Source organism: Ruegeria sp. BC3 (assembly GCF_056539265.1).
In genome coordinates, this window is the sequence record NZ_JBQFUP010000002.1 from 706,899 (window position 1) to 729,461 (window position 22,563).

Annotated in this window: 22 protein-coding genes; 14 read left to right on the forward strand and 8 right to left on the reverse strand. The window is 57.0% G+C overall.

The genetic code is table 11. The annotated features are described in order from the left end of the window. The first annotated feature begins 1 nt into the window (after position 1). Entirely contained in the window at positions 2-892 is an 891-nt protein-coding gene (locus ACR0MV_RS08515; protein ID WP_480701798.1) for a DUF2950 family protein, read from the forward strand. Positions 893-1,080: 188 nt separating this feature from the next. Here the strand turns inward: ACR0MV_RS08515 and ACR0MV_RS08520 are convergent, their stop codons facing one another. Next, on the reverse strand, positions 1,081-2,739 hold the full coding sequence (locus ACR0MV_RS08520; protein WP_480701799.1) for a sulfatase-like hydrolase/transferase: 1,659 nt from the start codon (positions 2,737-2,739) through the stop codon (positions 1,081-1,083). A gap of 270 nt (positions 2,740-3,009) precedes the next feature. Here ACR0MV_RS08520 and ACR0MV_RS08525 point away from each other — a divergent pair, with 270 nt between their 5' ends. The 13 genes from ACR0MV_RS08525 (at position 3,010) to ACR0MV_RS08585 (ending at position 17,023) form a co-directional block, all read left to right on the forward strand. Continuing rightward, the gene (locus ACR0MV_RS08525; protein WP_480701800.1) at positions 3,010-3,981 is read left to right on the forward strand and encodes a helix-turn-helix domain-containing protein; all 972 of its coding nucleotides are present in this window, start codon (positions 3,010-3,012) and stop codon (positions 3,979-3,981) included. Positions 3,982-4,230: 249 nt separating this feature from the next. Then, positions 4,231-5,406 (forward strand): substrate-binding domain-containing protein, encoded by a 1,176-nt coding sequence (locus tag ACR0MV_RS08530; RefSeq protein WP_170424104.1) that lies wholly within the window; start codon positions 4,231-4,233, stop codon positions 5,404-5,406. Between the two features lie 74 nt (positions 5,407-5,480). After that, positions 5,481-6,245: an ABC transporter ATP-binding protein gene (locus tag ACR0MV_RS08535; RefSeq protein ID WP_480701801.1), complete on the forward strand. Its 765-nt coding sequence runs from the start codon at positions 5,481-5,483 to the stop codon at positions 6,243-6,245. Further along, positions 6,238-6,960, forward strand: a complete 723-nt coding sequence (locus ACR0MV_RS08540; RefSeq protein WP_480701802.1) for an ABC transporter ATP-binding protein — start codon at positions 6,238-6,240, stop codon at positions 6,958-6,960. The genes ACR0MV_RS08535 and ACR0MV_RS08540 overlap by 8 nt, the downstream gene beginning before the upstream one ends. Further along, complete coding sequence (locus ACR0MV_RS08545; protein ID WP_170424110.1) at positions 6,961-7,992, forward strand: branched-chain amino acid ABC transporter permease; 1,032 nt, start codon at positions 6,961-6,963, stop codon at positions 7,990-7,992. 1 nt (position 7,993) lies between these two features. Continuing rightward, positions 7,994-9,052, forward strand: a complete 1,059-nt coding sequence (locus tag ACR0MV_RS08550; RefSeq protein ID WP_170464588.1) for a branched-chain amino acid ABC transporter permease — start codon at positions 7,994-7,996, stop codon at positions 9,050-9,052. Then, on the forward strand, positions 9,049-9,834 hold the full coding sequence (locus ACR0MV_RS08555) for an alpha/beta fold hydrolase (protein WP_170424114.1): 786 nt from the start codon (positions 9,049-9,051) through the stop codon (positions 9,832-9,834). The genes ACR0MV_RS08550 and ACR0MV_RS08555 overlap by 4 nt, the downstream gene beginning before the upstream one ends. After that, the gene (locus ACR0MV_RS08560; RefSeq protein WP_170424116.1) at positions 9,831-10,427 is read left to right on the forward strand and encodes a TetR/AcrR family transcriptional regulator; all 597 of its coding nucleotides are present in this window, start codon (positions 9,831-9,833) and stop codon (positions 10,425-10,427) included. The genes ACR0MV_RS08555 and ACR0MV_RS08560 overlap by 4 nt, the downstream gene beginning before the upstream one ends. After that, entirely contained in the window at positions 10,424-11,191 is a 768-nt protein-coding gene (locus tag ACR0MV_RS08565; RefSeq protein ID WP_480701803.1) for an enoyl-CoA hydratase/isomerase family protein, read from the forward strand. Before ACR0MV_RS08560 ends, ACR0MV_RS08565 begins: the two co-directional genes overlap by 4 nt. Before the next feature lie 5 nt (positions 11,192-11,196). Next, positions 11,197-12,687 carry an AMP-binding protein gene (locus ACR0MV_RS08570; protein WP_480701804.1) on the forward strand — a complete coding sequence of 497 codons (1,491 nt, stop codon included), beginning with the start codon at positions 11,197-11,199 and terminating at the stop codon, positions 12,685-12,687. Further along, entirely contained in the window at positions 12,680-13,030 is a 351-nt protein-coding gene (locus ACR0MV_RS08575) for a MaoC/PaaZ C-terminal domain-containing protein (protein WP_480701805.1), read from the forward strand. The genes ACR0MV_RS08570 and ACR0MV_RS08575 overlap by 8 nt, the downstream gene beginning before the upstream one ends. Next, the gene (locus ACR0MV_RS08580) at positions 13,030-13,404 is read left to right on the forward strand and encodes a hotdog family protein (protein WP_480701806.1); all 375 of its coding nucleotides are present in this window, start codon (positions 13,030-13,032) and stop codon (positions 13,402-13,404) included. Before ACR0MV_RS08575 ends, ACR0MV_RS08580 begins: the two co-directional genes overlap by 1 nt. 298 nt (positions 13,405-13,702) lie before the next feature. Continuing rightward, positions 13,703-17,023 carry an ATP-binding protein gene (locus tag ACR0MV_RS08585; protein WP_480701807.1) on the forward strand — a complete coding sequence of 1,107 codons (3,321 nt, stop codon included), beginning with the start codon at positions 13,703-13,705 and terminating at the stop codon, positions 17,021-17,023. Positions 17,024-17,033: 10 nt separating this feature from the next. On the opposite strand, the gene ACR0MV_RS08590 is transcribed toward ACR0MV_RS08585, so the two are convergent. From ACR0MV_RS08590 to ACR0MV_RS08620, 7 genes are all read right to left on the reverse strand, one after another. Next, entirely contained in the window at positions 17,034-17,438 is a 405-nt protein-coding gene (locus tag ACR0MV_RS08590) for a methylglyoxal synthase (RefSeq protein ID WP_170424128.1), read from the reverse strand. Next, a complete protein-coding gene (locus tag ACR0MV_RS08595; protein ID WP_480701808.1) occupies positions 17,416-17,943 on the reverse strand; it encodes a 2,4'-dihydroxyacetophenone dioxygenase family protein in 528 nt (175 codons plus the stop codon). Before ACR0MV_RS08595 ends, ACR0MV_RS08590 begins: the two co-directional genes overlap by 23 nt. Before the next feature lie 14 nt (positions 17,944-17,957). Next, on the reverse strand, positions 17,958-18,662 hold the full coding sequence (locus ACR0MV_RS08600; protein ID WP_480701809.1) for an SDR family NAD(P)-dependent oxidoreductase: 705 nt from the start codon (positions 18,660-18,662) through the stop codon (positions 17,958-17,960). A gap of 3 nt (positions 18,663-18,665) precedes the next feature. Further along, on the reverse strand, positions 18,666-19,583 hold the full coding sequence (locus tag ACR0MV_RS08605; protein ID WP_480701810.1) for a sugar kinase: 918 nt from the start codon (positions 19,581-19,583) through the stop codon (positions 18,666-18,668). A gap of 61 nt (positions 19,584-19,644) precedes the next feature. Then, positions 19,645-20,835, reverse strand: a complete 1,191-nt coding sequence (locus ACR0MV_RS08610) for an L-dopachrome tautomerase-related protein (protein ID WP_480701811.1) — start codon at positions 20,833-20,835, stop codon at positions 19,645-19,647. A 65-nt stretch (positions 20,836-20,900) separates the two neighbouring features. Further along, positions 20,901-21,551: an RraA family protein gene (locus ACR0MV_RS08615; protein ID WP_170464565.1), complete on the reverse strand. Its 651-nt coding sequence runs from the start codon at positions 21,549-21,551 to the stop codon at positions 20,901-20,903. 43 nt (positions 21,552-21,594) lie between these two features. Next, complete coding sequence (locus ACR0MV_RS08620; protein ID WP_170424140.1) at positions 21,595-22,563, reverse strand: C-terminal binding protein; 969 nt, start codon at positions 22,561-22,563, stop codon at positions 21,595-21,597.

A 22,563-nucleotide genomic window follows, 5' to 3' on the forward strand; every position in this document is an offset into this window, starting at 1 on the left:
GATGCGTAGATCAGTATTCTCAGTTTTAGTGCTTGCCGCGACTGCAGGCCCCGCGTTTTCCGAGGGAGCTCGGTTTGACACGCCGCAAACCGCGTTGGATGCCTTTGTCGGTGCGTTGCAAGCCAATGATCAGAGCAAACTGCTTGAGGTTTTTGGGCCGGAGGCCGAAGACCTGATTGGTACCGGTGATCCAGCGGAAGACCAGGCAAGACGGCAAGAGGTGCTTGGCATGTATGCTGAAGGCTATCGTTTTCAGCCCGAAGATGATGGCGTTGTCCTTCTGCTTGGTGAAGATAGCTGGCCCTTCCCGATCCCGATTTTACGATCAGAAGACAGTTGGCGCTTCGATATTGAAGCCGGGATCGAAGAGCTTTCGGCCCGCGAAATCGGTTTGAATGAGCTGGAAGTGATCGATCTGCTTGAAGCCTATGTTGACCTGCAAGCGGCATTCCGTCTTGTGGATCACAATGGCGATGGCGTCATGGAGTTCGCACGGACGATCATCGCGGACCCCGGAGAGCGGGATGGGCTTTTCTGGCCAGACGAAGACAGCTTTGTCGGAGCAGCACTCGCCCGAGCGGCGGCAACCGGGTGGAGCGACGGTGAGGCCGACTATGAAGCCGAACCGTTTCTGGGATACTACTACACGATCCTGCAGGGTCAGGGACCGAACGCGCCCGGCGGAGAGTTCTCGTATTTTGTCGGGGATCATTTCGTCTCGGGGCATGCACTTCTGGCAGTGCCCTCGGACTATGGCGAAACCGGTATTCATTCCTTTTTGGTCGGAGAAAATGGTATAGTCTACGAGGCGGATTTTGGCCCGGAGACGCTTGAGCGTACCTCTGAAATCTCTGCCTATGATCCGGGTCCGGACTGGTCACCGGTCGAGTAGGTTCGGAGCGTAGGTTATGGTATGCGCGGTCTCACCACAGGCGGAGGTTCGACCGCGCCTAGACAGGGCGCTCAAGCGTCCCCAAGGCGTTGTTCGCCCCTAACATTGACCCGTTAGCTGACACCTCAGTGCGTCCCGCGCTTTATTCTGTAACGGCGCGCAGAAAGGTTCCGCGCGCCGTGGTGCGTTTACTCTTGCCAGCTCATGAAGACCTGCCGCGCCTCTTCGCTTTCGGGTCGCAGGTTATCGATGCCGCCATAGGGGATGTCCTTTCCGATCTCCGAGTTCGGATATTTGGCAATCATCTTCTGATGACGCTTGATCATGTCCTGAAACGACGCGCCTGCCCAAAGCGAGTATCCCACCAGCGGATGCTCTTCGCGCGGGTCGCGATAAACGTTATACGTGGGTGCGGCCGCTCCGGGGGCACCCGGCGCAGGCAAGTGCATCTTGAACTCTTGCTTGACGACCGAACGCAGAACCGGGCCCTCATACACATAAACGTAGTCGCGACGCCCGTTTCCTTCTCCTTCCAGCAGCAGTGCCGTTTGGTCGATCCCATCGATCACACGATCACGCGGGATAAAGTCTGTGGCGCCTGCGATACGTGCGATTGTGGTATAGATATCCGAGACGTGGAAAATGTCACCGGCCGCACTGTCGGCTTCGATCACGCCGGGCCAGCGAATGAACGCATCGGTGCGCACGCCCCCTTCGAGGTGTTGGGTTTTGCCACCCCGATAGATCAGTTGGTTCAGCCCGGATGTCCCCTCGTAATGGTACATCAACCCGTTGTCGGCCATGATCATGACGATGGTGTTGTCCGCCTCGCCGGTCTCTTCCAGTGCAGCGAGGACTTCGCCGATCCAACCGTCCAGTAGCTGCAGCTTGTCTGCGTGGAACCCTCCGTTCCGTGACAGCGCCTGATCGGGATAGGCAAAATTCAGCGGGTAAAGCGGCCAGTACTGGAGGAAAAACGGCTCATCCAACGCTGCAACGCGCTCAAGCTGCTCAATCGCCTGCGCCTGGTAGCGCTCGTTCATCTCTTCGTATTTGGCTTGCGTCCATTCTTCGCCCGCGGCCATTTCGACCTCGCGCGCTGTTCCGCCCGCCTCGGCTTCAACACCTGTGACCAATCCATAGGGTTTGAATCGTTCGTCCAATAGAAACTCGTTGTTCTGTCCCGATGCGTGATAGCCCAACATATTGTTCGCCTGCATCGCCTCGCGGGTCATCAGGCTCAGCTGGACCTGTTGATGCAGTGGGAACGCCGCCCAGTCGAAGCCCTGATTGTGCGGGTAGGCCTCTTCGATATCGCCCTGATGCCATTTGCCGACATGCGTAGTGTTGTACCCTGCCTGTTTCAGGATTTCTGGCAGAGTCACTTCGTCCGCAGGTAGCCCTTCACCCACCAAAGCTACTTTCACCTCTTCTACTCCGGCCCGGATGGGATGCCGACCGGTCAACATGGCCGTACGCGTCGGTGTGCAAGAGGGTTCGGTGTACATACGCATCAACGACAAGCCTTCGCTGGCAAAGTCATTGATGTACGGGGTTTCGATGCCCATCACATAATTGAGCTTGCGCTCTCCCATCTGGCCAAAGCTGATGTCATCGATAAGGATGTACAGAAAATTAGGGGGTTTGCCGCCGTTGGCGTCCCGAATTTCTGCCAACCTCGCTTCGATCTCGATGTCCTGCGCATCCCATTGCTCGCCAAATTGGGCGCGCAGGAACTCAAACTCACCGTCATGCACAATTGCGTCTTGTTGAGCGGCCGCTGGCGTGGCGGCGAGCGCAGCCAGCAAGCAGGCTAGAACCCCAGTCTTGTGAATAACACTAGTCACCCTTCTTTCCCCCTTTTATATCCGTGAAGCTCATCGCCTGAACAATCAGTTCATGGCATTTGGCTGAAATAGATTGATTTGACTGATGTGCCAGCTCAGATAGCCGCCGATGTTCCGGTGGAGTGAGAAACGTCACCACGCGCTCTGATCGAGCATCGGCCTCCGGCAGCCGTGGTCGGCCCATGGTGGCAAGGTTTGGAGTTTTAGCTGACACTTGACTCCCTGCGGTTCGAATTCGCTACATTACCGGTAAAGTGTCAGGCTTTGGGAATGGACCACATCAAGAATTCGCCAAATTTGCAAAAGGCTGACCCTGCCGTAGCGGATGGGGTGATGCCCGCAGTCGTGCTGAATTTCGACCATCCCAATATGATCGGGGACTTTACGCCCTGGGACATTGACTTTCGACAGCTGGATTCGGGGCGTTTATCCACGAGAGTAACAGTGCGTTCAGGGCACTCGGTGTCCGCGCTCAGCATTGCAATGAACCAACGCGTTCACCAACGTGGTGTTTCGCCGAAAGGGTCGGTCACGTTCGGGATTCCGTCAAATGGCGCTGTCGACAAGTGGCAATCAAAGGACGTCACCGATAACGCATTCCTGTCTTTCGGAGATAGTGATGGGTTCGACGGTATTTCAACGGCCGGATTCACGGGCAACGTTGTTTCGTTTGAAACCGATCGATTGGAGAGGCTGGCTGAAACTTGTGGGTTTCATCTGGAACACGACACTCCGGACGCGCACAAGCTGAGGTCCAAAGCAGGTTTGGCCAGCATGGCGCAATTGGAACATCTCGTATCCGGGCTGTTGACTAGCGCAGATGCGCAGTGGTCTGAGGAAACAGAGGAAACTCTGATGCTTGAAGCCCTGAGTATTCTGACGGACAACGAAGCGCATTTTGACAGAAGTCAGGCGGCTACCAGACGGCGTGCCGTTGATCGTGCAATGGACCTGATGGCTGCAAACCTGGAAGATCCGGTTTCGATAGAAGAGATTTGCAAGGAAAGTGGGGCGTCTTGGCGAACTTTGGATCGCGCGTTCAAAGAACAGTTCGGACTTGGCCCAAAGTCTTACTATGTGCGTCTTCGGTTGAGCCGCGTTCGAGAGGACCTTTTGACCGATTCTTTCAATGGCACAATAAACGACGCCGCAAACCGCTGCGGATTTTGGCATATGGGTCAGTTCGCACAGGACTACAGGCGTTTTTTCCGCGAATTGCCGTCTGAGACGAGGGGCTCGTAGAACTGCCCGCTGGGTTACCGCGTCACGTATTGTAGCCATCCTGACCACTCGATCTATGCACGCTATAGCTCGATAGCCGTTCCCACAAAGACTGAACAGAATTTCAAGCGAATGCGGCGTCGTCGCGCGTAAGGCAGCTTCGTCCGCCTGGCAGTTGTTCGCCTTGCTGACCGCTTCTCAGGACAAATTCTTTGACATGAATGATGATTCATGTTTCATATCTTCGCGAGGAAAACGGGAGGAGCCTTTATGTTGCGCATGCTTGCACTAACCGCTGTCGGCGCGTTGATATCGTCGACGGCGATCGCGGAAATCAGAATTGCCCATGTCTACGGCAAAACTGGACCTTTTGAGGCCTACGCGGCCCAATCCCACAATGGTCTGAAGCTGGGGCTGGAATACGCCACCGATGGCACGATGGAGATCAATGGAGAGAAGATCGTCATCATCGAAAAAGACACTCAGTTGAAGCCGGACATTGGCCGCGCGCAACTGGAGGAGGCTTATGGCGACGATGATGCCCATATCGCCGTTGGCCCGGTCAGCTCTGGTGTCGCCCTGGCGATGCTGCCCGTTGCCGAGGAGTATGAGCGTGTGTTGATCGTAGAGCCCGCTGTGGCGGATTCGATCACTGGCGCGAACTGGAACCCATATATTTTCCGCACCGGCCGCAACTCGTCTCAGGATGCAATTGCGAACGCAGTGGCCTTGGGCGGCGAGAACGTCACCGTAGCAACCTTGGCGCAGGACTATGCATTTGGTCGTGATGGCGTGGCCGCGTTCAAGGAAGCATTGGAAGGCACCGGTGCGACGCTGGCGCACGAGGAATATGTGCCGACCGACACGACGGATTTCACCGCAGCCGCAGAACGCATCTTCAATGCAATGAGTGAAGTCGAGGGCGAAAAGAAGCTGTTCATCATCTGGGCCGGTGGCGGCAACCCCATGAGCAAGATCAACGCGATGGAGCCCAGCCGGTTCGGAGTTGAGATCGCCACTGGCGGGAACATCCTTGCAGCTTTGAAAGCGTACAAAGAACTGCCTGGCATGGAAGGGGCCACATATTACTACTATGAGATCCCGCAGAACCCGGTGAATGACTGGCTTGTGAAAACGCATTTTGAACGTTTCGACAGCCCACCGGATTTCTTTACCGCCGGCGGCATGGCTTCAGGCATCGCCATTGTTGAAGCGATCAAAAAGGCCGGTGGTGCCGAAGATACCGAGGCATTGGTTGCGGCGATGAAAGGGCTCACGTGGGAAACGCCCAAGGGCACCATGATGTTCCGTCCGGAAGACCACCAGGCAATGCAGACCATGTACCATTTCCGCACCGAAATTCAGGACGGCAAGGACTATGGCGTGCCGGTTCTGGTTCGTGAGATCGGCATGGACGAGATGGAAATCCCGGTTCGCAATCAGTAATCCGCGACCTCAGCCTGTCGCATGAAACCGGGGCGGTTCGTTCTTCCCGCCCCGGGACCTTAGGACTTCATCCAATGACCCAGATACTTTTGGAAACTGACGCACTTACTGTGCGCTTTGGTGGGCATGTGGCCGTGGATGCGGTGACCTGCAAATTCCCCGCCGGAGAGCTGACGGCGATTGTCGGACCCAATGGCGCAGGCAAGACGACGTACTTTAACCTGATCTCAGGTCAGATCGCGGCGACAGCCGGAACGGTGACCCTGAAAGGTCAGGACATCACCCGCCTGGGCGTCGCCGAACGCTGCCGTCGTGGTCTGGGGCGCGCCTTTCAATTAACCAACCTGTTTCCTGACCTCTCGGTTCTTGAAAACCTTCGGTTGGTTATCCAGTCGCGTAAACACAAAGGCTTTGGGCTGTTTTCAATGGCTGACAGCCACACAGAATTGACTTCGGAAGCCAGCGGTATTCTGGAACGGGTTCGCCTTGATACTCAGAAAGACCAACTGGTGACCGAACTGTCGCATGGCGACCAGAGAAAGTTGGAAGTGGCCATGCTTATTGGCCTCGACCCGCTAGTTTACATGTTCGACGAACCGACCGCAGGCATGAGCGTGGATGAGGCCCCGGTGATCCTCGACCTGATTGCCGAGATCAAGGCCGATACCAGCAAAACGGTGCTGCTTGTCGAACACAAGCTCGACGTGATCCGCACCCTGGCTGACCGCATTATCGTTTTGCACAATGGCGCCTTGGCTGCTGACGGTCCGCCCGCCGAAGTCATGGCCTCGGCCGTGGTGCAAGAAGCCTATATGGGCAAGGAGCTGGATCATGTCTGACCCGATCCTGACGCTGAAAGATGTCTATACCGACATCGCGCAATACCACATTCTGCAAGGTGTCGACTTTGAGGTGCCACGTGGCGAGGTGACCATGCTGCTTGGTCGCAATGGTGTGGGCAAAACCACGACGCTCAAGACGATCATGGGGCAATGGACCGCAAAGTCGGGCGAAATACTCTATAACGGGCAGGACCTGAAACGCCTGCCCGTCTCTGCCCGCGCCCGAGCAGGCGTTGGCTTTGTGCCCGAGGACATGGGCATCTTCAGCGATTTGACGGTCGAAGAAAACATGGTGCTGGGTGCCAGCTCTGGTCCGCTTGACCCAGAACGGAAAGAGTGGCTGCTCGGTGCGTTTCCGGCACTGGGCACCTTCTGGAACAGCGAAGCCGGAAACCTGTCGGGGGGGCAAAAGCAGATGCTCGCTATCGCCCGCGCCATGGCCGAAGATCGCGAACTGTATCTAATCGACGAGCCCACCAAAGGGCTGGCACCCGCCATCATTGCGACCATGGCGAATGCTCTGCGCGACCTAAAGGCACAGGGGCGTTCGATCCTTCTGGTGGAACAGAATTTTTCCGTCGCCAAAGCCCTTGGGGACAGCGCAGTCGTCATGGATGACGGGCGCGTAATCTGGACCGGGGCCATGGCGGAACTTGCAAGTAACAAAGACCTTCAGGAAAGCCTGATGGGTTTGAGCATGGAGGCGCACTGAATGACGGCCGCTCCTGATCATAGACCAACCTTCGCAGACGTATCGCTGAGTGAGCGTCTGGACAAAGCGATGCCGTTTCTCTTGATCCCGATCCTGGTGGTGCTTGGGTTCTTCGCGATCGGCGCGCCATCGTCCTGGCTGACTTTGACGGTGTCGGGCCTCGCCATGGGGATGATGATCTTCATCATGGCATCCGGGCTTACGCTGGTATTTGGCCTGATGGATGTCATCAACTTTGGCCACGGCGCATTCGTTTCGGTCGGGGCCTTCGTCGGGGTCTCGGTCCTGATTGCGCTTGGCGACTGGACAGGAGCGACTTCGCTGCTGCTCAACATGTCCGCGGTTTTCCTTGCCGTTGTAGTAGCGATGACTGTGACTGGCGCGTTGGGCTGGGTGTTCGAAAGAGTTATCGTCAAACCCGTTTACGGCGCACACCTGAAGCAAATCCTTGTCACTGTCGGCGGCCTGATCGTGATCGAACAGCTGATCCATGTGATCTGGGGCCCGGATGAGATCTTTATCAACCGCCCCGAAATGCTGAAAGGCGCGATCACCTTTGCAGGTGCTGCGATGGAAAAGTACCGCCTTCTCGCCGTGGGGATCGGCGCTGTTTTGTTCATCGCCATGCGCATGATCCTGCGCCGTACCAAGATCGGTCTGATCGTGCGGGCAGGCGTCGAAAACGGCCCGATGGTCGAAGCGCTGGGGTATCGGCTGCGCGTGGTTTTCGTTGGCGTTTTCATCGCCGGATCAGCACTTGCTGGCTTGGGCGGTGTGATGTGGGGCCTTTATCAAGAGGTTATCACGGCCGGCATGGGCGAACGCATGATGGTCCTTGTTTTCATTGTGGCGATTATCGGTGGCCTTGGTTCGGTCGAAGGAGCTTTTATCGGCGCGCTGCTGGTCGGGCTTTTGCAGAACTACGTCGCGTTCCTTGAACCGAAACTGGCGCTTGTGTCCAACATCGCGCTGATGACTGCAATCCTGATGTGGCGGCCACAAGGCATGCTGCCTGTAGTGAAGGCGAAGTGAAATGATTGTGCGTCTGATATCTGGCGATACGCCCCGGTCCCCCATTCTGACCGCGCTTTTGCTGCTGATCCTAATTTGTCTGGCCGGTGCGCCGTTCCTCTTTGAAGGTGTGCGAGCGTTGGATACCGCTGCTCGGATCTGCATCTTTATCCTGCTGGTGGCGGGTTATGATCTGCTTCTTGGATACACCGGGATCGTGAGTTTTGCGCATACTATGTTCTTTGGCATGGGCGCGTATGGCGTGGCGCTGGCATCCACCCATATGGGGCGCGGGTTTGATGCCCTTCTGGTCGGTACGGTCCTGGGCGCGTTGGCGGCGATTGTTCTGGCGCTGTTGATTGGTCTGTTCAGCCTCAGGGTGCGCGCGATATTCTTTGCGATGATCACACTTGCTGTTGCCTCTGCCGTCGCGGTTCTTGTGTCACAGTTTTCTGACATCACCGGTGGTGAAGACGGGCTGACCTATAAAATCCCGCGCGTTCTGACCTCTGCCAACAGGATGGGCGAGGTGATGGGGGTCAAGTTCACCGGGAAGATCCTGAACTACTACCTGATCTTCTTCAGCTCGCTGGCGCTGTTCCTGCTTCTGCTGCGTATCGTGAATTCTCCGTTTGGTCGGGTCCTGCAAGCCATCCGCGAGAACGACTTTCGGGCCGAAGCAATCGGTTACCGGGTGGTCTGGTATCGCACGGCTGCAACTTGCTTGTCGGCGGCCACTGCCGCGCTTGCCGGAAGCTTGTTTGCAATTTGGCTAAGGTATGTCGGTCCGGATACAACGCTGAGCTTCGAGATTATGCTCGACATTCTACTGATGGTCGTCATCGGCGGCATGGGAACGATGTATGGCGCAGTGCTGGGTGCGGTGCTTTTCGTACTGGCACAGACCTATCTGCAAAACCTCATGGGCGCGGCGTCTCATGCCACCGAGGGCTTGCCACTGATCCCCGAGCTTGTTGACCCTGACCGGTGGCTGATGTGGCTGGGCATCCTGTTTATTCTCAGCGTCTATTTCTTCCCAACCGGCATCGTCGGTCGCCTGCGCAGGCAGCGCACCACATGAGCGTACCGCTGGTTTTCCTGCATGGCTGGGCCATGAATGGCGCGGTATTTGACGAGGTCAAAGCTCGGCTCGGGCTTGCTTTCGACTGCCATGCACCGGATTTGCCCGGACATGGTTCCCGAGAAAAGGATGAGCCGAGCCTTGCGCGTTGTGTCGAGGTTGTGGGCAAGATCATCGACCAGTTGGATCATCCTATTCTGGTCGGCTGGTCTATGGGGGCTGCGGTTGCGTGGCAGTATCTCGCGCAGGCAGGCACCCAAAGTTTGGGCGGGCTGGTCACCATCGACATGAGCCCGCGTTTGCTGCCTGACGATCAGTGGACTTTTGGATTGGGCGGCCAAAAAGCGGATGCTGTTCTGTCCACGTCCTCGAAGATCGAATTTCAATGGCGCAGCATGGTCCAAAACATTCTGCGTAACATGTACGCGCCCGGCGGTGTGCAAGAGACCGACGACGATGCGATGAGGGCGCTTCTTTTGAAGCAGGACCCGACAACGCTGCGCCCGATTTGGGACGATCTTGTTGCAATGGATGCACGGCAGATCATCGCCGGGATCGATATTCCCTACCTAGTTTGCGCGGGGGCGCAGAGCAGGCTTTATGATCCTGAGGTGGCGTATTGGATCGCCGGACAATCACCTATGGCCGAGGTGCAGATTTTTCAGAACTCGGGCCATTCTCCGCATCTCGAAGAGCCCGACGCCTTCTGCGATGCCCTCCGGCGCTTTGTCAGCACACTGCAAAGCGCAAAGACTGAGCAAAGGAAGACACTATCAAGATGACAAAATCCTCTGCTTCCCAACCGAAAACCAAACGCGGGATCGAACGCCGCGCAAAGATCCTTGCGGCTGCCGAGCAGGTGATCGGTGAAAAGGGCTTTGCCGCTGCTTCCATCGCCGACATTACACGTGCGGCGGAAACGGCACTTGGCACGTTCTACATCTACTTTTCCAGCAAGGAAGAGCTGTTTCGCGAGCTGGTCGAGGACATGGGCCGCGCCACAAGAACCCAGACGACCGAACGGATCGTGGACGCGCCAAACCGCTTGGAAGCCGAGCGCGCCGGGCTTGAAGCCTATTTGCGTGTAGTTCGCGACCGCCCGTTGCAGTACCGGATCGTGGAAGAAGCCCGGTTTGTTGATCCCGAAGCCTATCGCACCTACTACACAGAGTTCGGCAAGGCCTATGCCGATCAGTTGGAACACGCCGTGCAAAAGGGCGAGATTTCTCAAGGTGATGCCGAGATCAGAGCCTGGGCTTTGATGGGGATCGCGAAAGCCTTGGGCGAGCGCTATGTGCTGTGGGACGACAATGTCGATATCGACCGCGTTGTTGCCGAAGCGCATGAGTTGATCTGCAACGGACTGGCCCCATGAGCGGGTTGGTCACATGGCAAACAATAGAACTGCCGAACTCGGAACCCTGCTTTCAAATCCGCTTGCAAGCGCCGCGCGCAAATGCTCTGGAACCCGGTCTTCTGGCCGAACTGCACCGGGCATTTGATGCGCTGGACCAATTGGATGTACAAAAAGCGCTGATCTCAGGCGGGCGTAACTTTTCGACCGGCGGGGATGTCGGACGGTTTGCCGAGGCGGCGCGGGCTGGGCCAATCGACAGCTATACAGCGCAAGTTGTACCCGTTCTGCAGGCGCTGGTTTTGCGCATGGTCGAGATGCCGGTCGTCCTGGCTTCGGCCATACGCGGTGCAGCTACAGGAGGTTCGGCCGGGATGGTGTTTGCCTCTGATCTGGTGGTTGCCGCGCCTGACGCTTTTGTTCAACCCTATTACGGAGTGGTGGGTTTTGCCCCGGATGGCGGATGGACCGCCCTCTTGCCGGACTTGATTGGCGGCGCAAACGCAAGGGGTTGGATAATGGCCAACCATCGGAAGGGATCAGAGCAGCTAAAAGGCCTTGGGCTTGTTCAAGCTATTGATCCCGACCCCGAAACGCGCGCCGCGAAACTGCTTGCTGAGATCGATACCGGCACTGCGCTGGCAACAAAATCCCTGTTCTGGGACGACAAGCGCCAGGCGGACATCAAAACCCGGCTCGAGGCTGAGACCGAGGCTTTCCGGGCCCTCATTGGACGACCGGAAACTCTGACCAAGATGCAAGAATTCCTTCAACATGGGGGATGAAAGAGATGTTTGACCAGATCCCTGACATGGCCGCAAAAAGGGCAGAGCTTTCGCCCAATGCCCTGGCGTTTCATGACACTGCATCGTCGCGCGATTGGACCTTTGGCCAGATAAATGATGCTGCAAATGCAGTTGCTGCCGGTCTCACCGGCCTTGGGCTTTCCGAGGGCGACCGCGTGGCCATCCTGTGCCAGAACTCTGCTGAGTTCTTCATCACCCTGTTTGCCTGTCAAAAAACAGGCATCATTCTCTGCCCGTTGAATTGGCGTCAGCCCGCACCAGAGCTTGTGGAGACTTTGAAGCAAGTTGGTGTCTCGATTTTGCTTACGGACACGGAATTCCAACAGGTTGCGGCCGAAACGGCTAAAGGGGTCGGGGCGCCGCTCTTGACGATAGAAAACGACCTCGCCGGATGGATCGAGCAGGGTGGCCCAGCGTTGACGGCTCCGATCCCATCCGATCGGCCTTGGTATCTGCTTTTCACCTCTGGGACGACGGGCCTGCCCAAGTCTGTCATCCAAACCGCGGGAATGGCCTGGGCAAACACCATAAACATCGGGCAAGCCATCGACATCGCGTCGACAGACCGCTCTGCGTGTTTCTTGCCTTTGTTTCATACAGCGGGGATCAACCTTTACACGCTGCCCATTTTTCTATCCGGCGGTTCATCGACCATCTTTCCAAAGTTCGAAGTGGACGAGATACGCGACCTTATCGCATCAGGTCAGATCAACCAGTTCTTCGCCGTGCCCGCGGTGTATCAGGCGTTGTCGCTTGCCCCATGGATTGACGATCTTGACTGGCGCAATATCCGCTGCGGCTGCGGCGGTGCCCCTCTGTCGGAACCCCTGATCCAGTTTTTTGCTGAACGCGGTGTGAAAGTCCTGAATGGAATGGGCATGACCGAAACTGGCCCAACTGTGTTCCTGATGGACCCCGCCCATGCCGAGCAAAAGATCGGTTCGGTCGGCAAACCACAAAGCCTGACGCAAGTACGATTGAGCGGAATACCCGATGGCATGGAGGGTGTAGGCGAGTTGCACATCAAAGGCCCCGGTGTGACGCCGGGCTATTTTGGCAACCCGGAAGCTACGGCAAATACCTTCACCGAAGATAGGTGGCTCAAAACCGGAGACGTCGCACGTCGCGATACGGACGGGTATTATTACATCGTCGACCGCATCAAGGACATGTACATTTCGGGCGGCGAAAACGTCTATCCGGCTGAAGTTGAAAGGGTTTTACATTCCCATCCCGCCGTTCTCGAAGCAGCTGTGATCGGTGTGCCCGACAACAAATGGGGAGAGGTTGGCGCCGCGTTCATTCTGTTGCGACCGGAAGCAGCGCTTGACGTTGAAAGCTTGCGCCCGTGGTGCCGCGAGCGCCTGGCCGGGTACAAAGTGCCTGCGCATGTCAGAGTTGTCGAAGATTTCCCACGCACCGCTGCGGGTAAAATTCGCAAGCCCGCCCTGATGGAGGCATTTGATCATGATTAACGTCCAAGAACGCTGGACGCCGACGCAGGATGATTTCAACGCCTTTGCGCGCGTGTCCGGAGACGACAACGCGATCCACGTGGACCCGGATTTCTGCGCAAACACCGCATTCGGTCGGACGGTATCTCATGGCATGCTGCTCTATGCCAAGCTTTGGGGCATGTTGAAGCAACACGATCCGTCTCTCAACACGACTTCGCAAAGTCTTATGTTTCCTAACCCGGCTTTTGCCGGAGAACCCCTGGATTTGTCGATCAAGCAAGACACCCAAAGACGCCTGAATATGCGCGTCGTCCGGGTTGCCGACGGCGCGGAATGTCTGATCGGAGAGGCCGAGATTTAATGTTGAAAGTAGGACAATCCGCTCAAATTGCCCGACGATACACCCAAGAAGACTTGCGCGCTTTCACCTCGCTGAGTGGGGGCAAGTCCGAAAGCGTCCCGGAACCGCTGCTCGCCGCTTTGTTTTCCTACCTGCTTGGGGTCGAGTTACCAGGTTCAGGCACCAACTACCTAAAACAAGACCTGCAGTTCCATGCGGCGGCACCGTTGAATACCGTCCTGACCGCGCAAGTCACGATCACCAAATTGCGCCCCGAAAAACACCTGGTGGATCTCTGGGCGAGCTGCACGACCCCCGAAGGCACCGTGATTTGCGAGGGCCGCAGCCTGGTAAAAGCCAAAGATGTTCATGGGGCCTTTTGCGAGCTGACGTAGATTTGCGTTGAACCCGAATGGAAAGGGCAGTCATTCCGCTGGATGGCAGATCAACAACGAAAACGCCTCCGCGACATTCAAAATCGGTGGCAAACAAAGCCTCGGTTTTGGGTGAACCGGTATCATGCAAGGCAATCAAGCCCTTGACCGACTGTAAAACAGTGTTCTTCAATGAGGAAAATTCGGACTGGTCACTCCGACGACGACCAAAGCCTGTTCCGAGCAGCTAACAGCCAAGGAGGTGCTTGCCGGTGAGGCGCAGATACAGGTTCTGCGCGATGGCATGCGAAACTACACAATGTCTGATCTTGCGCTCTGGCTTGAGAAACACGGTTTGTCGAAGTACTCCGCAGCCTTTGCTGAGCATGAAATCGAACTTGGTGATCTGACCGAGTTGACAGACCAAGACCTTGTGACAATTGGGCTTCCGCTGGGGCCAAGACGGCGTTTCATGAAAGCCGTGCGCGCAGATACAACGGGGGGACAGAGACCACCCAATACGGCCTTGGGTCCTGCCATCGTGGCAGAGCGTCGGCAGCTTACCGTCATGTTTATCGACTTGGTGGGATCGACGGAGATAGCTCAACGCGTCGATCCAGAGGATTTGGCCGAAGTTCTCAGGCTGTTCAAAGAGACATGTGCCGCGTCAGTTGCAGCTTTCGATGGGCACATCGCAAGCTACTACGGCGATGGGATCATGGTCTTTTTCGGATTTCCCCATGCGCATGAAGATGACCCTGAACGCGCCATTCGCGCAGGTCTTCGCATCATCGAGGAAATACCAAAGATCCGCACGCATGCGAAACTGAATGTCCGCATTGGGATAGCGACCGGTTTGGTCGTTGTCGGCGATTTGCGCGGCGAAAAAATGTTTGAGGACGGAACAGCGATGGGCGAGACGCCAAATCTGGCTGCCCGTCTGCAGGCAATGGCCGACCCTGGAACTCTGATCGTTGCCCCAAGTACCCATCAACTAGCTGGCGATACTTTCGAATACGTTCTGCGTGGCGCATTCAAACTCAAAGGTTTCGCCAAGGAAGTCGAAGCCTGGCAAGTGACAAGGGCGCGCGATACCGACAGCCGTTTTATGGCGATGCATGATGTGCAGCTAAGCCCTTTGGTCGGCCGCGCCGGTGAGTACGAAACCCTGAACGAAAAGTGGAACCTGGCGAGTCTTGGTCAGGGCCAGATTGTGCTGGTGTCGGGTGAGCCGGGAATTGGGAAGTCTCGATTGATGGAAGAGTTGAGGCAGAACGTTCCCGCGGCCTCTCACACTCAAATCCGCTACCAATGCTCTCCGTACCATTACGCGAGTGCGTTTTACCCAGCAATTCGTCAATTCGAGAACGCCGCGGATTTTCATTCCGACGATTCCAACGCGGAAAAGCTGCAAAAAATCTCTTCCGTTCTGGACGACAAATCTGACCACGCCCTGAAGCTGGCCGCGTCACTTCTTTCTGTTCCATTCGAAGATCAGCTGGGACCATTGGAGCTGACACCGCAGCAACTTATGGAGCAGACGTTAGAGTTGTTGTTAAACAATCTGACGTCAAAAGCTGCGAAAGAACCCGTGCTGCTTTTGTTTGAAGATGCGCATTGGATTGATCCGACAACCAAGCTGTTGCTCGACCGGATTGCCGACCGGATTTACACCCTTCCGGTTCTTGTTGTGATGACATTCAGACCCGAGTTCGACCCAGGCTGGGCGCTGCAATCCAACCTTTCGAAACTGGTTTTAAAGCAATTGGATTTTCACCAGGTCAAAAGCATTGTGGATGATGTCGCCAAAGGACAGTCAATTTCGGAAGAGATGTACAACACCGTCGCGGCCAGATCTGACGGTGTGCCGCTATACGTTGAAGAGGTGACAAAAGACCTTCTGGAATCCGGTGCCTTGAGCGACGCAAAAGCCTCGCATGACACGGGCGGGACATCCCCGGCTAGCTCGGTTCCCAGCACGTTGCATGACGCACTGATGGCGCGACTGGATCGCCTGAGTTCCGCCAAAGAGGTGGCTCAGATCGGAGCGGTGATCGGACCTCAGTTTTCGTATCCGTTGATCGCTGACGTAGCTCGCGTGGGTGACAAAGCCTTGCGCGCAGGTTTGGAGCTGTTGGTTGAAGCGGGCGTCGTCACAAAATCTGAAGAGGAAAACTTGGAAACCTTCAGCTATCGTCACGCCCTTATCCGCGACACGGCGTACAACAGCCTGTTAAAAAGCGAGCGACGGGTTTTGCATGCTCGTGTGGCCCAAACGCTAAGTGATGAAACTGCGGCGATCGGGGACGCCAGTCCTGAGATATTGGCCCATCACTACACCATGGCGGGCATGAGCGCCGAGGCCATCGATCATCGCTATCTTGCTGGCCAGCGCGCTGTGCAGCGTTCTGCCAATATCGAGGCAAACACCCAGCTGTCCCTGGCGATAGAACAGTTGAGCGACCTGACGCAGAGCGTTGAACGGGATCGTAAGGAGATTGAGATACAGGTTCTCAGGGCGGGTGTTCTGCGATCGACTGCGGGCATAGCAGCAGATGAGACCGGTGCCGTGTACTCAAGAATACGGGAATTATGCGAAGGGGTTGAAGAAACAGATCACCTGTTCCCGGTGCTGAATGGCCTGTATTCCTTCCATTTGGTGCGCGCCGAGTATGACTTGGCCAGAAATGTTGCCGAACAAGTGCTGAAATTGGCCGCTTCGACACATGAGACACAGCATCAAATGGTCGCTCATCGTGCCATGGGTGCAGTTCTGTTTCATATCGGCGAGCTGGACGCGGCCTATTCGCATCTGAGCAAAGCCCTGGAACTTTACAGCCGCGAGCGTGATGGGCATCTGGCATTTATCTACGGATCAGACCACGCAGCCATCACTTCATGCTTTCTGAGCTTGGCGATCTGGATACGCGGGGAACCCGACAGAGCGCTTGAAGTCCAAAACCAAGCGGTCGCGGCCGCGCATAAGCTTGAGCATGCACACAGCATTGCTCAGTCTCTCACCTACCTGTGCATGCTTCATCTTCTGCGTCGCGAACCTGAAAAAGTGATTGAGCTTGCCAACCAACTTGACGCGCTTTCATCCAAGCACTCATTCACATTCATGTCTTTGACTGCCAACCTCTGGCGAAGCTGGGTAAGCGCCTATGTTTCGCCGAAACCGGAAACGATCGAAGCGTTGCACAAGGCATCCGAAGCTTGGTGGACCAGCGGGGCGGGAAACTACAAGCCTTTCTTTCTTACTTTGATTGCCGAACTCACCCTAAAAACAGGTGACCGGGAAGGTGCTTTGGACTTGTTGTCCCAAGCTCGCAAACACCAGGAAATCACCAATGAAGGTTGGGCCCAGACCGAGACGGATCGAGTTTACGCACTCGCAAACTGCGAAAATGAGGTAGCCGAAGCCGAGTTTCGTACGGCCTTGAGCGCTGCACGACGACAGCGTGCGACGATGTTCGAACTTCGAACGGCGGTGGACAGCTTGAAGCAACATCGAAAATACGGAGATGCGCAAAAGGCCAGCTCCGATCTGCGATCTGTTCTTGAGGCGGTCAACGGCGGAGAGAACACAGTCGACATGCGCGAAGCTTTTGAGCTGCTTGATGAGGTTGCCATAGGTTAGTCTGCCGCCCTCAAGCCTTCGACGCGAACAGCCCATTCAGGATAAAGTCGGCCGTGCTTGGGCTGCTGGCAAAGGGCAGGTCATAAACGATCGCCAAGCGGCTCAGGGCTTTTACATCGACGTCATGGGGCATCGGGGACAGCGGGTCTATGAAGAAAAACAAACCATCCAGTTTCCCTTCGCAGATCATCGCGCCCAGCTGTTGATCGCCCCCCAAAGGACCGCTCTTTAGACCTGTAACCTGCAAATCCGGCACCGATGCGTTGATGCGCCCGGCTGTGGTGCCGGTCGCAAACAATGTTGACTTTTGAAGCTGATCGGCATGCGACAAAGCCCACTCGACCATCTGGTCTTTCTTGGCATCATGCGCCACCAGTGCCAGTTGCAGGCGCCTATCTGATGAACTGCTCGACATAATCCGCCCCCAAACCAACCTCTTCATAGTGCTTACGGCACATGTCGATTTTGGTAAAGACGTCCTCGTAGCCCATGGTTTTACCCCATGGGTCGACGTAGAGCATTACGCCATTCACCTGAAAATAGGTGATCATCTCGTCGACATCGTCAGGCACGACAAGTGTATGGGTCTCGCCGGGCGGCTCATACACGTACCCGCCTTCTTGGGCGATCCAGTCATGTTCCAGATAGTGCCAGCGGCCTTTCAGAACAAAGCCATGAACGGGCTGTGGGTGCCGGTGTCGGGACAGAACACCCGATTTCCGAACACGCAGAAGGTTCATCCAATAGCCCTGCGATCGGTTCAGGCACAAAGGCCGGAACGACACGTTCTCGGTTTGCGGAACCCAGATACGCTCATCTTGGGCAATCGCATCAGCAATAACGATCTCTTCCTGCGCATCTTTGGGAAACGGCAGTTGATACGGCATTCTCGGGTCGTCGTCGTGTTCTTGTATTGGCATTTGCAGCTCCTTTGTCACATCGCGGAATAACCGCCGTCGACCGGGTAGACGGCTCCGGTTACGAATGCTGCCTCGTCCGACAGCAACCATGCGGCCAGCGCACCGACCTCTGCCGGTTTGCCCCAGCGATCCAGCGGTGTGCGGCCAAGGATCGGCTGGTTCCTTGCCGGATCGGCGCGAAGGGCGTCGGTCATTTCGGTTTCGATCCAACCGGGGGCCACCGCGTTGACGCGCACGCCATCGGCGGCCCACTTTCCGGCCAATGCCTTGGTCAACTGGGCGACTCCGCCCTTGCTGGCGGAATAGGCCGGGACGAGTGGCCCGCCAAAGTAGCTGAGCATCGAGGCAGTGTTCACGATGGCCCCGCCTGATGCGGCCAGCAAAGGTTGCGCGGCCAGACAACACCGCATGGTGCCGGTCAGGTTGATGTCGATGACCGTTTCAAACACATCGATCTCATATTCTGCACCACGCGCCAGAATGCCTGCGCAATTCACCAGACCGTCGAGGTGCTCAATCCCACCGAAGAATGCAGTTACGGCCGAAGTATCCCGCACATCCAGCTGCGCGCAGGTGTCGTCTGGATGCTGCGCGGCATAAGCGGAAACCTCATCAGTGCCGACGCCGGATGTGGTGATGCGCCATCCTTTGCGGCGTAGTTCGCTTGCGATACCCGCCCCAATGCCGCGGGTACCACCAATGACAACGGCGTGCTTCATGGGTCAGTCTCCTTCCGCAAGAAACGCCTCGACCGCGTCCTTGCGCGGCATTGGGGCGACTGCGCCATACCCCTGGGTCGACAGGGCGGCGGCGGCGTTGGCATAGCGCGCGGCCTGAAACGGATCATCGCCCGCAACAATACGAGACAGGAAAGCACCGTCAAATGTGTCGCCCGCGGCGGTAGCATCCACCGCCTCGACCCGGCGGCCTTTGACGCGCTCGCGCTTGTCTGGTGTCGCAACCAGGGTCCCTTCGGCCCCCAGCGTCAGAGCAACAATTTTTGCCCCGAGGTTCAGGTAGAAATCTGCGATGGCATCCGGGTCGGAAAGGCCGGTCAGTTGCTCTGCATCGTCCAGACCGGGAAGGGCTATATCGCATTGTGACATGGCGGCATGCGTTACGGCGCGCGCGCGCTCGATGGGCCAGAGCTTCAGGCGCAGATTTGTGTCGTAGGACACGAGGCCTCCGGCATCTTTCACGATCTGGATGGCGCGAAACACAGCATCAGCCGCGACATCCGATATCGCCTGACTGATGCCCGAAACATGCAGAACTTTGGCCGATTGCAGCGCGGCGACCGGCAGATCATCCGACCCCATCCGGCTGCTGGCAGAGCCTGCGCGGAAATAGCTGAACTCGTGCCCGTTCGCGCCATGCGTCACGAAATAGACCCCGGTATGAGCGTCCGTAACCTGACGAACGGTCGACGTATCCACCCCTTCGGCCTGCCACAAATCCATGAACGAATTGCCGAAAGTATCCGCCCCGATATGCGTCACGTACCCAACGGATGCACCCTGACGCGCAGCGGCGATGGCACAATTCGACGTGTCGCCGCCATGTCCGGGCAGGTAATTCCCATCGGGCTGCTGATTGAACTCCAGCATCGGTTCGCCAAGGCACAAAATATCGGGGGTCATTGGTGTCTCATTTCCGAAAAAGGGGTCAGCCCCGAAAGGCTGACCAAGGTGTATGGGAGGATTATTCGGCCGTATAGCTTTGGCCGACACCCGGAATCTTCCAGATACGGAAGTTCGGGATTTCGGGGTCTTCAAAATTCATGTCGCCATCGACCCAGACATGCAGGTGGTTCGACACCACATACATCTCACCATCCGGTCCCCAGGCCAGCGTGTCAGGCCAGTTCATTTCCGGGTGGTGGACGAAACGACTGACCTCACGCGTGGATTCATCGAACTTCATGATCCCGTCCAGCGACAGCGCGGTCATGTAGATGTTGCCTGCGTTGTCCGCCGTCATCCCATCGGTGTTCGAAGGCAACACTGCGGCAACCTCAACCGCGTTTTCGATGACCGTCTCATTGGTCTCGAAATCACGCAAGATTTCGGTCGGCAGGCTATACAGGTGATTGCCGGTCAGGTTGGTCCAGTAGAGCGTTTCCTTGTCGCCCGACAACGCGATGCCATCGGCGCCAGTGCGCATTCCGCCCTCTTTCAGAACAGGGCGGTTGTCGATGTTGAAGAAGAAATTCGGCTCATCATTGGTGAACCGGTGCTGATCCAGAACGCGGCGCACCGTATTGGTGTTGCTGTCATAGACGATCAGACCGCCATGCAGCGGGTCACAAAAGATGCCGCTGTCGGCGATATAGGCAAAACCGGTATCGTTATCGACGGCCAGATCGTTCAGGAAGGAACACTGACGATCCGCTTCTTCCGCCGTGAAGACATAGCGCTGGATTTCCTTGTTCTCTTTCAGATCCCAAAGCACCAGCTTGGCGTCACCGTCTTCGAACGGGGGGCCTGCCACGTGGCCCTGATCCAGAATCCACATCACATCGTTGCGGTCGATTTCAAATCCCAGAACAGCCTTCAGACCATCAGGGTTGGACATGCTGTTCATGTCCTCAGACGGAAACGCCTCCAGCTCCCACGTGTCACCGTTTTTGACCAGTTTCGAGACGGTCGCTGGGATCTCGGCCCCGCCCCAGCGCGCGGTGGACACATAGATGTTACCCTGGCTGTCGACCCTGGCGCCCTGAACCAGCGCCTTGCCGAAAATCTCGCTGCCCTCCCAGGCGGATTTTGTCGCCTCGTCCTTGACGGCATAGGGCAGACTGTTCCATTCCGCGACTACCTCGGGCCCGTTCGCGAGCGCCGGGGTGGCCAGAACGGCGGTAAGGGCCACCGTGTTGAGCATTCGTTTCAGCATGTATTCCTCCCTTGCTGAGTTTTGGTGTTCCGCAGGCCGTTGGCGCGGCCTGCGGGACGTTTAGTTTAGATGCGACCGTATTTCGCCAGACCTTCGCGCAGCGAGCCGGTTTCGATGATCAGGCGTGCCTGTTCGGCTTCGCGCTCGTCGATCTCGCGCGCCATTTCCAGGATTGCCTCGGCATGGTCGCGCGGCACGGCCACCGCACCGTCAATATCGGCTACGATGATATCGCCGGGGTGCACGATGACTTCGCCCATCGCCACTTCGACATTCGAGGCCAGCGTCCGGATGCGGCCCAGCGTGGTGCCCGGGCTGACACAGCGGGAATAGACGGGGAAGTCATAGTCGCGCTTGATTTCGACCAGATCGCGGACACCACCGTCCAGAACCGCGCCTTCGTGCTTGTTGGCGACTGCTCCGGCGGTCATCAGACCACCCCAAAGGGCAACGTCAGTGGTCCCGTTGGTCGAGATCACAATGACCGAACCGGCCTCGGATTCATCAATAGCGTCCAGCGCGTGCTGGGGTGGCAGAAACTCATCAGTCGGACCTTCCAGAATGGTCACGGCCGGGCCAACGATTTTCTTTTCGTTGATGCGCGGCTTGATCGAGGCAGGCAGAAAGCCGGTTTTTCCTGCGATCTTGTCTACCGCGTCTGCGACGGATGCGGTGGCCACTTCGCGAAACCCGGCAACGAGTTCTTGAGTGTTCATGAGTATTATCCTCTTGGGTCAGATAGTTAGAAAGCGGGGCGTCTCACCACGGGTTTTTCCAGCTTTTGGGCTGATCCCCGTTGAGAACGCGGGTGATTTCTTCGGCGGCGTTGCGCTGCAGGACTGCAACCGAGCGTTCCGAGTACCAAGCGGCATGATCGGACACGATTGTGTTGGCGCTGTGCAGCAGCGGGTTGTCAGGGGCGACCGGTTCCTGTTCGAACACATCGATGCCAGCGCCAAATATGCGCCCCTGGTTCAGGGCGTCGGCCAGCGCCGCCTCATCGATCAAGCCCCCACGCGATACATTGATCACGATCGAGCTTGGCTTCATCAGCGCGATGTGTTCGGCATCCAGGATATGCCGCGTTTCAGGGGTGAGCGGCGCGTGCAGGCTGATCACGTCGGCTGTTTTGCAAAGCTCGGCCAAATCGACCTTTTGCACATCGGCAGCGGCGGCAGCCTCGTCTCCAAGGTACGGGTCAAAGACCAAAACGGACGCAAACCCAAGCGCCCGGAACTTTTGCGCTGCCTGCAAACCGATCTTGCCACACCCGATCAGACCAAGGGTGGCGTTTTCGCGGCTGGGGATCAGGGCCGCCTGGCCGATGCCCCATTTGCCTTGTCGCACTTCGGCATCGCGCGACGGGATACGCCGCTGCACCGCCAGATAAAGGGCCAACGCGTGTTCGCTGACTTCAGTTTCGGCCCCATAATCGGGGACATTCGCGACGTAAATGCCGCGCGACTGCGCGTAGTCCAAGTCGATGTTGTCGACGCCCACACCATAGCGGACGACGAGCTTGAGGTTTGGGCAGGCGTCGATCACCGCCGCATCCACCGCGCGTTCGCGTACAAGGATGGCGACAGGGTCCAACGCCTGCAGGGCTGAGACCGCCTCAGTCTCCGGTGCGACCGGTGCGATTTGAACGTCCTGCTCAGCCAGCACCGAGGCTTCGGTGTCATAAGCGGCGTAGCCGGGTTCCAGGATTGCTATGGTCTGGCGGGTCAT